The organism is Arthrobacter sp. NQ7 (assembly GCF_029581595.2).
GTDB classification, from domain to species: Bacteria; Actinomycetota; Actinomycetes; order Actinomycetales; family Micrococcaceae; genus Arthrobacter; species Arthrobacter phenanthrenivorans_B.
In genome coordinates this window covers 13439-26056 of the sequence record NZ_JARFXU020000023.1, presented here as the reverse complement: position 1 = coordinate 26056, position 12618 = coordinate 13439, and the positions used below count along the sequence as shown (strand labels likewise).

13 protein-coding genes are annotated in these 12618 nt (G+C 66.7%); 10 read left to right on the top strand and 3 right to left on the bottom strand.

Annotation, left to right across the window (positions count from 1 at the left end; all coding sequences use genetic code 11):
• Nucleotides 1-9: 9 nt before the first annotated feature.
• Nucleotides 10-378 (top strand): DUF2516 family protein, encoded by a 369-nt coding sequence (locus PUN71_RS18925; RefSeq protein WP_043452078.1) that lies wholly within the window; start codon nucleotides 10-12, stop codon nucleotides 376-378.
• Here PUN71_RS18925 and PUN71_RS18920 read toward each other — a convergent pair.
• On the bottom strand, nucleotides 363-1220 hold the full coding sequence (locus PUN71_RS18920; RefSeq protein ID WP_043452080.1) for a class I SAM-dependent methyltransferase: 858 nt from the start codon (nucleotides 1218-1220) through the stop codon (nucleotides 363-365). The genes PUN71_RS18925 and PUN71_RS18920 overlap by 16 nt on opposite strands.
• Nucleotides 1221-1311: 91 nt before the next feature.
• Here PUN71_RS18920 and PUN71_RS18915 point away from each other — a divergent pair, with 91 nt between their 5' ends.
• Entirely contained in the window at nucleotides 1312-2058 is a 747-nt protein-coding gene (locus tag PUN71_RS18915) for a phosphoglyceromutase (RefSeq protein ID WP_043452082.1), read from the top strand.
• Nucleotides 2059-2204: 146 nt separating this feature from the next.
• Here PUN71_RS18915 and phoU read toward each other — a convergent pair whose 3' ends face one another.
• Complete coding sequence (phoU, locus tag PUN71_RS18910; protein WP_043452084.1) at nucleotides 2205-2867, bottom strand: phosphate signaling complex protein PhoU; 663 nt, start codon at nucleotides 2865-2867, stop codon at nucleotides 2205-2207.
• Between the two features lie 204 nt (nucleotides 2868-3071).
• On the opposite strand from phoU, the gene PUN71_RS18905 reads away from it, so the two are divergent.
• Both PUN71_RS18905 and PUN71_RS18900 read left to right on the top strand, forming a co-directional pair.
• Nucleotides 3072-4325: a sensor histidine kinase gene (locus tag PUN71_RS18905; RefSeq protein WP_277799686.1), complete on the top strand. Its 1254-nt coding sequence runs from the start codon at nucleotides 3072-3074 to the stop codon at nucleotides 4323-4325.
• Nucleotides 4322-5002, top strand: coding sequence for a response regulator (locus PUN71_RS18900; RefSeq protein ID WP_043452089.1), 681 nt, complete (start codon nucleotides 4322-4324; stop codon nucleotides 5000-5002). Before PUN71_RS18905 ends, PUN71_RS18900 begins: the two co-directional genes overlap by 4 nt.
• 98 nt (nucleotides 5003-5100) lie before the next feature.
• Here PUN71_RS18900 and PUN71_RS18895 read toward each other — a convergent pair whose 3' ends face one another.
• Entirely contained in the window at nucleotides 5101-5700 is a 600-nt protein-coding gene (locus PUN71_RS18895; RefSeq protein ID WP_277799685.1) for a hypothetical protein, read from the bottom strand.
• A 271-nt stretch (nucleotides 5701-5971) separates the two neighbouring features.
• On the opposite strand from PUN71_RS18895, the gene PUN71_RS18890 reads away from it, so the two are divergent.
• From PUN71_RS18890 to glgX, 6 genes are all read left to right on the top strand, one after another.
• The gene (locus PUN71_RS18890) at nucleotides 5972-6454 is read left to right on the top strand and encodes a CarD family transcriptional regulator (RefSeq protein ID WP_011690592.1); all 483 of its coding nucleotides are present in this window, start codon (nucleotides 5972-5974) and stop codon (nucleotides 6452-6454) included.
• Between the two features lie 106 nt (nucleotides 6455-6560).
• Nucleotides 6561-7343, top strand: coding sequence for a 2-C-methyl-D-erythritol 4-phosphate cytidylyltransferase (gene ispD / locus PUN71_RS18885; protein ID WP_277799640.1), 783 nt, complete (start codon nucleotides 6561-6563; stop codon nucleotides 7341-7343).
• Nucleotides 7344-7351: 8 nt separating this feature from the next.
• Nucleotides 7352-7852, top strand: coding sequence for a 2-C-methyl-D-erythritol 2,4-cyclodiphosphate synthase (gene ispF, locus PUN71_RS18880; protein ID WP_277799639.1), 501 nt, complete (start codon nucleotides 7352-7354; stop codon nucleotides 7850-7852).
• Between the two features lie 9 nt (nucleotides 7853-7861).
• Entirely contained in the window at nucleotides 7862-9328 is a 1467-nt protein-coding gene (gene cysS / locus PUN71_RS18875; protein WP_277799638.1) for a cysteine--tRNA ligase, read from the top strand.
• A gap of 107 nt (nucleotides 9329-9435) precedes the next feature.
• Entirely contained in the window at nucleotides 9436-10425 is a 990-nt protein-coding gene (gene rlmB / locus PUN71_RS18870) for a 23S rRNA (guanosine(2251)-2'-O)-methyltransferase RlmB (protein ID WP_043452101.1), read from the top strand.
• An 88-nt stretch (nucleotides 10426-10513) separates the two neighbouring features.
• Entirely contained in the window at nucleotides 10514-12613 is a 2100-nt protein-coding gene (gene glgX, locus PUN71_RS18865; protein WP_277799637.1) for a glycogen debranching protein GlgX, read from the top strand.
• The last annotated feature ends 5 nt before the right edge of the window (nucleotides 12614-12618 follow it).

Sequence of the window (12618 nt, the reverse complement as noted above, 5' to 3'; positions counted from 1 at the left end):
GCTGGGCTTGTGGACGGCGAACTACTTATCCAGCCTGTAGAGCGGGCAGTGTTTTTGATCCTTGCCTTTGTGGCATTCGGCCTTGAGCTGTGGGCGGTTGTTGATTGCGTCAGGCACCGGGCCAACGCCTTCGAAGCCACCGGCAAGCGCACCAAAATGTTCTGGCTTGCCCTCACCGGCGGCGCTGTCTTTATCGGCGGCATCTCGCTCTATTCGACCCTGAGCGTCGGTGGCAGCGGCGGTTTCTTCAGCACGCTCGGCCTGTTCGGACTCGCCGCTGTGGTGGCCGCCTCGGTCTACCTGGCCGACGTCCGGCCCGCCGTCAAGGACGCAGGCCGCGGAGGCAGCCGCAACATGGGACCCTACGGCCCCTGGTGATCCAGGGGTGCCACTGACTCCCAGTCCACGGTCAGTTCGCCCAGCCGCCATCTGGCAGGTCCGTCCTGGACCGGCCAGCCGGCGCCGCGCATGCTCCGGCACATGCCCACCCAACGCTGCCGGTTGCCAAACGAGGCGAGCGGGGCGCTTTCAAGCCACGCCCTGTCCATTGCCTGCATAAAGGCGTGCACCGGTTCGCCGGGGACGTTGCGGTGGATAAGTGCCTTCGGCAGCCGCTCGGCCACGTCCGACGGCAGGTCGAAGCTGCCGAACCGGACCGAGATGCTCAGGGACAGCGGACGGTCCCGGTCGAGCGCCACCCAAGTGACACGCCGCCCGATTTCGTCGCAGGTGCCGTCGACGAACAGGCCCTCCGGAGACAACCGCTCCTGCACCAGCCGCCAGATGCCGGGAACGTCGGCTTCCTCGTATTGCCGCAGCACATTGAAGGCGCGGACCACGACAGGGCGTCCCGGCACAGGCAACTCGAAGCCGCCAACGTGGAAGGTGAGCCCGGGCCGCTGCAGCGGCAGTGCCGCCCGGACCCGCTCCGGCTCAATCTCGATGCCGCAGACCCGCACGTCCGGCCGGACAGCGGCCAGCCGGTCATGGAGTTCGACGGCGGTCGCGGGGCTGGCGCCGTAGCCCAGGTCCACCACAAGCGGGTCCGCCGCGGAGCGGAGGCGCCAGGCCTGGGGCCCGGCGAGCCACCGGTCCAGCCGCCGCATCCGGTTCGGGTTGGTGGTGCCCCGGGTGACGTTGCCTACCGGCCGGCCCTGCCTGGCGGCGGCAATCCTGCCGGAAAGTTGCGGGGCGTTGACCCGTTCAGCCTTTTGAACCACCGACCCACCCTATCCCCGGCGGAGGGGAGGCGGGGCACCAGGCCTTGTAACGCTCGGCGGGCGGCAACACTGCTCGGCTAGGATGAAAATCATGACTTACAAGCTGATTCTGCTGCGCCACGGCCACAGCGAATGGAACGCAAAGAACCTGTTCACCGGCTGGGTGGACGTTGACCTGAACGACCAGGGGCGCGCGGAAGCAGCGCGCGGCGGTGAGCTGCTGGTGGAGAACAACATCCTGCCGGACATCCTCTACACCTCGCTGCTGAAGCGGGCCATCAACACGGCCAACATCGCCCTGGACAAGGCCAACCGCGGCTGGATCCCGGTCAAGCGTGACTGGCGCCTGAACGAACGCCACTACGGAGCCCTGCAGGGCAAGGACAAGGCCCAGACCCTCGCCGAGTACGGCGAAGAGCAGTTCATGCAGTGGCGCCGCTCCTACGACACCCCGCCGCCGCCCCTGTCCGACGACTCCGAGTTCTCGCAGGCCCACGACCCCCGCTATGCGGACCTGGGCGACGCCCTGCCGCGCACCGAGTGCCTCAAGGACGTCCTGGTGCGGCTCCTGCCCTACTGGGAGTCGGACATCAAGGAGGACCTCAAGGCCGGCAAGACCGTCCTGGTCACCGCGCACGGCAATTCGCTCCGCGCCCTCGTCAAGCACCTGGACGGCATCAGCGACGACGCCATCGCCGGCCTGAATATCCCCACCGGCATCCCGCTGGTGTACGAACTGGACGAAAACTTCCAGCCGGTCAAGCCCGGCGGCACCTACCTCGATCCGGAGGCCGCCGAAGAGGCAATCCTTGCGGTCGCCAACCAGGGCAAGAAATAAGACTTCGCGGTTCTTCGCCGGGTGCTCGGTCGTTCCTCCCTTAGACGCACTCCGGCCGAAGAACGCGCTGCGTCAAAAGTGAAACGACGACGGCGGGCTGGTCACCAGGGGTGACCAGCCCGCCGTCGTAAGTTCTGGCTGCCGGTTTAGCTGTGTTCGGTGGCGTTCGGCTGCCAGGCGCCGGTCACCAGGTACGTCACCTTCTGGGCAACGGAAACGCCGTGGTCAGCGAACCGCTCGAAATAGCGGCTGGCCAGGGCCACATCCACCGTGGTGGCGGGGGATTCGGTCCATTCGGGGGCTGCGATGGCCTTGAAGACGCTCAGGTGCAGGTCGTTGATGGCGGTGTTCGCCTTGAGGATGTCCCTGGCCACTTCGAGGTCGCGGCTCTCCAGCAGGACCGTCAGCTTGTCGGCAATCTCCTGGTCGAGTTCGGCCATCCGGTTGAACGTCTCCGTCATGGACTCCGGGATCACATTGGACGGGTAGCGGAGGCGGGCCAGCTGGGCGATGTGGCGGGCAAGGTCGCCCATCCGCTCAAGGGAGGCGCTCATCCGGAGGGAACCCACGATCATCCGCAGGTCGCTGGCGACCGGGCCCTGCAGCGCCAGGATGTCGATCGCCCGCTCATCCAGGCTGTTCTGCAGGAAGTCGATGCGTGCATCCGCCGCGATGACATCCTGGGCGAGGTCCACGTCCGCCACCTGGAATGAGGTGGTGGCCTTGTGCATCGCTTCGCTGACCAGCCGGGAAATCTCCACCAGCTGGTCACCGACCTGGGTGAGCTCTTCCTGAAAAACCTTACGCACGTAGGCGTCCTTTCCTTGGAACTCCCGCCGGCCGGTTCCGGGCAGCAGGAATTGTGTCGCCAATGGGCGCTCTAACCACCAACTCTGGCATCGCCCGGTAAACGATTATGCGCACACAGATGAACGTTAGTTGAACCGTTGGCGGAAGGGCCCCAAGGCGGCGGACCGCGCCAGGCAAGAGCATAAAGTGGAGCTGTGGATCCTATGCTCATTGGTCTGGTCGCCGGCCTTATCGGCCTGGCGCTTGGCACGTTCGGCGTGCTTGCCTACCGGGTCAGCGAGAAGCAGCGCGAACTGCTGGACGTCGATGCCGGCGAACTGTCGCTCCCGGCCGGGGCAGCGGAGGTGCTTGCCGTCGTCGGACGCGCCTTTGTGGTGCTGGACGACGTGGACGGCGTGGTCCGCGCCAGCCCTGCAGCCTATGCGTACGGCCTGGTCCGCGGGCACACCGTGGTGCACAAGGAACTCCTGGACATGACGGCAGGGGTCCGGCGAGACGGCGTCATCCTGGAAAAGCAGCTGGAGCTTCCCCGGGGGCCGCTGGGGCAGGGGACCATCATCGTCCAGGTCCGGGCAGCCATGCTGGGTGAGGAATACATCCTCCTCCTCGCCGACGACCGCACCGAAATCACCCGCACCGAGGAAATCCGTAACGACTTCGTCGCCAACGTCTCGCATGAACTGAAGACCCCGGTGGGCGCCATCTCGCTGCTCGCTGAAGCGCTGGAATCGTCTGCGGATGACGAGGAAGCCGTCCGCCGCTTCGCCAAGCGCATGCACAAGGAATCCGCCCGCCTGGCCGCCCTGGTCCAGGACATCATCGAACTGTCCCGGCTGCAGGGCGCCAGCGTCACCCAGCAGGGCGGCCCGGTGGACATCAACGCCGTGATCGCCGAGGCCGTCGACCGCTCGCAGCTCCCAGCGGAAAGCAAGAACATCAGCATCGTGGTGGGCGGCCGGACCGACGGCAAGGTCTTCGGCGACCAGGACCTCCTGGTGACAGCGCTGCGCAACCTTATCGACAACGCCATCCGCTATTCGCCCGCCAATACCAGGGTGGGGATCGGTGTCCGTTCCCGGGAGGGCCTGGTCTCCATCTCCGTGACCGACCAGGGGGACGGCCTCACGCCCGAAGACCAGGAGCGCGTGTTCGAACGCTTCTACCGGGTGGATGCGGCACGTTCCCGCCAGACGGGCGGCACCGGCCTGGGCCTGAGCATCGTCAAGCACGTGGCACAGAACCACGGCGGCGAAGTGACGCTGTGGTCCCAGCCGGGGCAGGGATCCACCTTCACCCTCCGGCTGCCCGAAATGGAGGGGCAGGATGCCGACGGCGGACCGGGCGTTTCCGAGGCAAACGTGCCGGCGGGGTTGCCGGCACGGAAGGCGCCGGAACAGCCCACCCTCACCCAAGTACCCCGCGCCGCCGGCGCAACAGAACGAGGAGCTAGCGCTTGAGCAGGATCTTGATAGTGGAGGATGAGGAGTCGTTCAGCGATCCGTTGTCCTATTTGCTGGGCAAAGAGGGTTTCGAGGTCGAGGTGGTGGACAACGGCCTGGACGCCATCACCGAGTTCGACCGCAACGGCGCCGACCTTGTGCTGCTGGACCTGCAGCTCCCCGGGCTTTCGGGCACCGAGGTCTGCCGCCAGCTGCGCCAGCGCTCCAGCGTTCCGGTCATCATGCTGACCGCGAAGGACTCCGAAATCGACAAAGTGGTGGGCCTTGAGCTCGGCGCCGACGACTACGTCACCAAGCCCTACTCGTCCCGCGAACTGGTGGCCAGGGTCCGGGCCGTACTGCGCCGCCAGGGCGAGCCGGAGGAACTGGTGTCCGCCACGGTGCAGGCCGGCCCGGTCCGGATGGACATCGAACGCCACGTGGTGAGCGTTGACGGCGAGCAGGTCCTGCTTCCCTTGAAGGAGTTCGAGCTCCTGGAGATGCTCCTGCGGAACTCGGGCAGGGTGCTGACGCGCGGCCAGTTGATCGACCGGGTATGGGGGTCCGACTACGTGGGTGACACCAAGACCCTGGACGTGCACGTGAAGCGACTCCGCGGCAAGATCGAACCGGATCCTTCCGCCCCCCGCTACCTGGTGACCGTGCGCGGCCTCGGCTACAAGTTCGAACCCTAAGCTCACGCGGCAAGGACAAAGGCATAACGAAAGGGAGGAGCCGGTGGCTCCTCCCTTTCGTTATGTCCGGTGTTGTCTGTCTCCGGTCCGGTACCTGCCTAGCGGCTGGTGGCGGTGGCGGTGGCGGTAGCCGACGGGGTGGCGCTCGACGTGGCGCCCGAGGTCGCGCCCGCAGAGGGGCTTGCCGAGGAGGAAGCCGACGGCGTGGCAGACTCCGAGGCACTCGGGGTGGGGACGTAGCCCTTGTACTCCTGCAAGGTGGCGTCAAGGACCGGGACCTTGACGGTGCTGCTGACGTTGGTGCCGTTTTCGCTGACCTTCAGGTCCACCAGGGAGCCGGGCTTGCCGCCGCTGGTGCTCAGGATGGCTGCGTCCGAGTCTTCGTTGAGGAACGTGGAGGAGTTGGCCTTGACCGAAACCTGGGTCTGGGAGCCCTTGGCGCCGTTGACAGTGAGCTTCACGTCCTTCGAGGATGAGTTGTAGACGGCGCCGATCAGGCGGCCGGGCTCGTCTTCGCCGGTGGAGACGATGAGGATGTTGCGCAGCTGCAGGGGCCCGAGGTCAGCGCGGATGCCGTCCGAGGCGGAGTACTGGTGGCTGGTCTGCTGGGGCGTGATGTAACCGCAGCCCGCGGTCAGCAGGCTGGCGCCAAGGGCAGCAGCCGTCAGTGCCAGTTTGCCGCGCTGGGCCCGGTTCATCGCAGTGGAACGCACGTCACGTACTCCTCGAGAAATTTGAAGTCTTTTGCAGCCATAGCCTATCCGCAAACAGCGTCAAACGAGGATTCGGCGGTGTCACATGCGCTGTGGGAACGCTCACCTGATGCACTAATCCGCCCATCCGTCAAGGGGGTCCGGGGAGTTGATTGGGCCGTTTTTCCGCGTATTTTCGCGGTTGGGAGCCCTTTCTCCGGCCGGTCATATGCCTGAATCGTGATAAACTGGTCTGCGGGAAAGGGGAAATGTCCACATGGTATTTGAGGTCGGCGAGACAGTAGTTTACCCTCACCACGGTGCTGCGAAGATTGAAGAAATCAAGATGCGCACCATCAAGGGCGAAGAGAAGATGTATCTCAAGCTCAAGGTGGCCCAGGGTGATCTGACCATTGAAGTTCCAGCAGAAAACGTTGACCTTGTTGGGGTCCGGGACGTAGTGGGCAAGGAAGGCCTGGAGCATGTTTTTGATGTGCTCCGCGCCGAGTTCACCGAGGAACCCACCAACTGGTCACGCAGGTACAAGGCAAATCTGGAGAAGCTTGCTTCCGGTGACGTCATCAAGGTGGCCGAGGTTGTTCGCGACCTGTGGCGCCGGGATCACGACCGGGGCCTTTCCGCAGGCGAAAAGCGAATGCTGGCCAAGGCCCGACAGATTCTGATTTCAGAACTGGCGCTGGCTGAGAAGACCGACGAGGAGAAGGCTGCAAGCGTTCTCGACGAGGTCCTGGCTTCCTAAGAATTTAGCCCCGGCGGCACGCAAGTGCTGCCGGGGCTTTTTTAGGCCCAAATCCTGCCGGGCCGGGCGCACCGAACCCGGGCGCCGGCGTCGTAGGCTAGTCCGCATGAGTGAATCATCTCCGCGCCTGGTCACGGCAGTCATCGTCGTGGCCGCCGGTTCAGGGCAGCGCCTCGGCTACGGCATGCCCAAGGCGGCCGTGCCCCTGGGCGGCGAGCCAATCCTGATGCATGCCCTGCGGGGAATCGTCGCGTCGGGGGTGGCCAGCCAGGTCTGCGTCGCCCTCCCCGCCGGTGACCATGGCCTGCGCCGGATGTGCGACGACTTCCGGGAGGAACTGGCCGACGGCGGACCCCTCCTGACGCTTGTGGACGGCGGAGCCACCCGGGCAGAGTCAGTCCGCGCCGGCATCGCCGGCCTGATGGAAGGCATCGAAGCCGTCCTGGTCCACGACGCCGCCAGGGCCCTGACGCCCGAATCCGTCTTCCACCGCGTATCCGATGCCCTCGCCGCCGGCGCCGCCGCCGTCATCCCCGTGCTTCCGGTGGTGGACACGGTCAAAACCGTGGCGGCAACGTCAGGCCAGGACGCCGCCTTTGCGCCCGAAGTGGTCACCGGCACAGCGCACCGGGAGGAACTCCGGGCTGTGCAGACCCCGCAGGGCTTCACGATCGGCACCCTGGTGCGCGCGCACGATGCCGCACAGGGTCTGGACCAGCAGCAGGCGGCAACCGTCACGGACGACGCCATGCTCGTGGAGATGCTCGGAACCGCGGTGCACGCCGTCCGCGGATCAACCCAGTCCCTCAAGATCACCACGCCCCTGGACCTGATCTTTGCCGAAGGGCTCCTGGAGGGGCCCCTCGGCGCCCGTTGGGTGGAAGGATGAGCGCCGGCATGGTCCTTCCCCGCACGGGAGTGGGAATCGACGTCCATGCCTACGCGCCCGAGGACTCACCCCGGCCGCTCTGGCTCGGCGGGCTCCTGTGGCCGGGTGAACGCGGCCTCGCGGGACACTCGGACGGCGATGCCGTGGCGCATGCCGCCGCCGACGCGTTGTTCTCCGCGGCAGGCATCGGCGACCTTGGCACCCACTTCGGGACCGACCGCCCGGAATTCGCAGGCGCGTCCGGCGCAACCCTCCTCGCCGAAGCGGCGCGGATCGTCCGGGCCGCAGGCTTCGAGATCGGCAACGTTGCGGTGCAGTTCGTCGCCAACCGGCCCAAGTTCGGACCGCGCCGTGGGGAATCGCAAACGGTGCTCAGCGAGGCCGCCGGCGCCCATGTCAGCGTTACAGCGACTACCAGCGACGGCCTGGGTTTCACCGGGCGGGGCGAGGGCATTTCCGCAGTTGCCACCGCCCTGGTCTACCCCCGCCGGCCCGAGGCGATCGGCTAGTCTGGAGCGGTGACCCTGCGCTTCTATGACACCGCCTCCGCCGAAGTCCGGAACTTCGTCCCCCTCGTCGACGGCAAGGTCAGCCTCTATTACTGCGGCGCCACCGTCCAGGGCATGCCGCACGTGGGCCACATCCGTTCCGCCATCGCCTTCGACCAGCTCACCCGCTGGCTGGAGTTCCGCGGCCTGCGGGTGACCGTCGTCCGCAACGTAACTGACATCGACGACAAGATCCTTGCGAAGTCAGAGGCTTCCTTCGCACCCGACTTCAGCCCGGAAGCGGGGGAGGTGCGCCGCGAGGAGTGGTGGGCCCTTGCCTACCGCTATGAGCGGGAGTTCCTGAAGGCCTACGACACCCTTGGTGTTTCCCGCCCCACCTACGAACCCCGTGCCACCGGCCACATTCCCGAGATGCACGCCCTGATCCAGCAGCTCATCGACCGCGGCCATGCCTACCCGGCACTGGACGGTTCCGGCGACGTCTACTTCGACGTCAGGTCCTGGGACAAGTACGGTGCCCTCACCCGGCAGAACATCGACGACATGCAGGCAGCGCCCGACGCCGATCCCCGCGGTAAGAAGGACCCCCGCGACTTCGCGCTGTGGAAAGGTTCCAAGGAAGGTGAACCTGCCACCGCGAGCTGGACGTCGCCGTGGGGTGCCGGCCGCCCTGGCTGGCACCTGGAGTGCTCCGCCATGGTCACCAAGTACCTCGGTACCGCATTCGACATCCACGGCGGCGGCCTGGACCTGCGCTTCCCGCACCACGAAAACGAAATGGCCCAGTCCCAGGCGGCAGGCCACCCGTTCGCCAACTTCTGGATGCACAACGGCATGGTGACCTACCAGGGCGAGAAGATGTCCAAATCGGTCGGGAACACCATCAGCCCGGCGGAGATGCTGGAACTCGCCCCGCCCCGGGTGGTCCGCTATTACCTGGGCCAGGCGCACTACCGCTCCATACTCGACTACCGGCCCACGTCCCTGCAGGAGGCCGCTGCCGCCGTCGAACGCATCGACGGCTTCCTGGCAAAGGCGGCCGCGCGTTTCGGCGGCAACGCCGGCATCGCGGAGCAACCGCGGGACGCGTCCTTCGAAGGGGTGGACGCATTCTGCGACGCCATGGACGATGACCTCAATGTCCCGCGCGCGCTGGCTGCCCTGCACGAAACAGTCCGCGCAGGCAACACGGCGCTTGCCGAGGGTGACGACGCCGCTGCCCGGAACGCGATGCACGCCGTCGTCCTGATGACCGGAGTCCTGGGCCTGGATGCCGTGGCAGGGTCCGAAACCGCCAGCTCCAGGGAAGCCGAAGCCCTCGGCGTCCTGGTGGAAGCCCAGCTGGCGGCCCGCGCAGCTGCCCGCGCGGAGAAGGACTGGGCCGCCTCCGATGCCATCCGCGACACCCTCAACCAGGCCGGCGTCGTAGTGGAAGACGGCCCGGACGGCGCCACCTGGAGCCTGAAGCGGGACTAAGCCGCTGCGCGCCAGCAGACGGGACCGGACCTCCTTGAGCTCCCGATTTTTTTCGGGTCAGTAGACTGGTAGGCAGACTCAGTCAGCACAATCAAGGGTGGAACATCATGGCCAACAATGGTCGCCGATCGGTGAAAGCGAAGAAGGGCCCAACCGTCGGAACCGGTGGCCATGGCCGCAAGGCCCTCGAAGGCAAGGGCCCCACGCCCAAGGCCGAGGACCGCGTGTACCACAAGGCCCACAAGGCCAGGCAGCTCGCGGAACGTTCCGCTGCCAAGCGCGGGACGGGCGCCCGCAGCGCCGGCGCCGCCAAGACCGGCCCTAAGGGCCGTGCCACCGAGGAAGTCGTCACCGGCCGCAACTCGGTGGTCGAGGCCCTTCGCGCCGGCATCCCCGCCAAGGCACTGCATGTCGCCATCCGCATCGAAATGGATGACCGCGTCAAGGAATCCCTGAAGCTCGCCGCCGAACGCGGCATCCCGCTCATGGAAACGGGCAAGCCGGAACTGGACCGGATGACGGACGACGCCGTCCACCAGGGCCTGGTGCTCCAGATCCCGCCCTACGAGTACTCGGACGCCTACGAACTGGCCGAGGAAACCGTGGAGAAGTGGAAGAAAGGCCACATCAGCAACGCGCCGCTCTTCGTGGCGCTGGATGGCATCACGGACCCCCGGAACCTGGGCGCCATCATCCGCTCCGTCTCCGCCTTCAGCGGCCACGGCGTCATCGTGCCCGAGCGCCGCTCCGTCGGCGTCACCGCCGCGGCATGGAAGACCAGCGCCGGTGCAGCGGTCCGCGTGCCCGTGGCCCGTGCCGCAAACCTGAACAACGCCCTGAAGCAGTTCAAGAACATGGGCATCTTCGTGCTGGGGCTCGACGGCGACGGCGACGTTTCGCTGCCCGACCTCACCCTGGCGACGGAACCGGTCTGCATCGTGGTGGGCTCGGAAGGGAAGGGCCTGAGCCGCCTGGTCCGGGAGAACTGCGACCAGATCGTCTCCATTCCCATCGATTCCGCCATGGAGTCCCTGAACGCCTCAATGGCGGTGGGCATCTCGCTGTACGAGGTCTCCCGCCAGCGCGCGGCGCGCTGAATCGCTGTCCCGCGCCACCGGCGGGGGGTTTGACGTGCCCGGGCGTCAACGGGCAGGTCACGTGCCGCTGGCCGCTACTATTTAGGTGATGGTCATGCCGCTCTTCGACACCGCTTCCACCATGGACGCCTCATCGGCTGTTCCCCTCGGTGTCAGTGTCCCGCGCGTTGATTCCGGCGGGACCCGGCACCACGCCGGCGGCCGGGCCAACGTTGCCGTCCTTGCCCCCGCCGTATCCAGCCTGGACATTGTCTACTGCCCTCCCGGGGGACAGTGGCGTGTCCATACCCTGCCGAACGTGACCCGCGGCGTGCACCACGGCATCGTCGAGGACTTGCCCTACGGGTCGCGCTATGGCTTCCGTCCGTCGTCGGCTGACCGGGAACCGGCATCCGCCGCAGCGGACGGAAACGGTCCGGGCAGCCGGCCCCTGCTGCTGGATCCGTATGGCCGGGGCGTGGACCCGGCCGGCGGCGTCCTCACCAGCGTCCGGACGTCCACGGAGTTCGATTGGGAAACCGACGAACGCCTGGGCCTTCCCTGGCGCAACACCATCCTTTACGAAGCCCATGTCCGGGGCCAGAGCATGCTCCACCCGGACGTCCCCCTGGAGTTGAGGGGTACCTACGCCGGCCTGGCCCACCCCGCCGTCGTTGAGCACCTCACCAGCCTGGGGGTCACGTCCGTCCAGCTCCTGCCCGTCCATTTCCACCTGGATGAGCCGCACCTGCAGGACCTGGGATTGAGCAACTACTGGGGGTACAACACCGCAGCGTTTTTTGCCCCGCATCCCGGTTACGCCACCCGGGCGGCCCAGGAGGCAGGCCCGCAGGCTGTCCAGGACGAGTTCAAAGCCATGGTCAAGGCCCTGCATGCCGCCGGGCTGGAAGTCATCCTCGACGTCGTCTACAACCACACGGCCGAGGGCGGACCCGACGGGCAGGTCCTGAGCTTCCGCGGCCTGGGTGAGGACACCTATTACCGCGTGGACGGCAACGGGAAGTACATCGACACCACCGGCTGCGGCAACACCCTGAACTTCGGTGACCAGCGGGTGGTCCAGATGGTCACGGACTCCCTGCGCTACTGGGTGGACGAGTTCCACATCGACGGTTTCCGGTTCGACCTGGCGGTCACGCTGTGCCGGAACGCCGACAACGAATTCGACCCCAAGCACCCCTTCCTCACCGCCGTGGCCGCCGACCCCGTTCTGTCGGAGGTCAAGCTCATCGCCGAACCCTGGGACGTCGGCTACGGCGGCTGGCAGACGGGCCGGTTCCCCCCTGGCTGGGTGGACTGGAACGACCATTTCCGGGATGCCGTCCGAACCTTCTGGCTTGCAGACCGGGCGGCCGTTGATTCCGGCGGCCACGGCGGGACCATGGCCAAACTCGCCGACGCCCTCTCCGGCTCGGCGGGGCTCTTCGCGGCATCCGGCCGCTCCCGGCTTGCCTCGGTCAACTTCGTCACCGCCCACGACGGCTTCACCATGAACGACCTCGTCTCCTACGACCGCAAGCACAACGAAGACAACGGCGAAGAGAACAGGGACGGGCACGGCGACAACCGCAGCTACAACCACGGCGTGGAAGGCCCCACCGAGAACGGCGTGATCCTGGCGCAGCGCGCGCAGGCACGCCGCAACCTGATGGCGTCGATGATGGTGTCCCTCGGGGTGCCGATGATCACCGCGGGCGATGAGCTGGCCAGGACCCAGCACGGAAACAACAACGCGTATTGCCAGGACAACTCCATGACGTGGCTGGACTGGACGCTGACGCCCGAGGCACACGAAATGCTGCGCAGCACCAAGCGGTACATCCGGCTGCGCAAGGAATTCCTGGCCGCCCAGCCACGCGACTTCCCGGTCCGGGACGAGCAGTCATACCTCTACTGGTTCGACCAGGACGGACAGCCCATGTCCGCCGAGCGGTGGAACGATCCCCACCACCGGGTCATGCAGCTCCTGCTCGGAGACGACGGCGGCGACCTGGCGGGCCTGGTGGTGGTGAACGGGGGCGCCTCGGACGTGCAGGTCACCCTCCCCGACGCCGGCCGGCGGACCCCGAGCATGTTCGAACTCCGGCTCACCACGTCGCCGCGCCACAAGCAGCGGCAGGGGCTCGTGGTGGCTTCGGGTGACACCGACCTTGCCGAGGCCTACTCCATCAATATCTACCGCACCTGAATCCA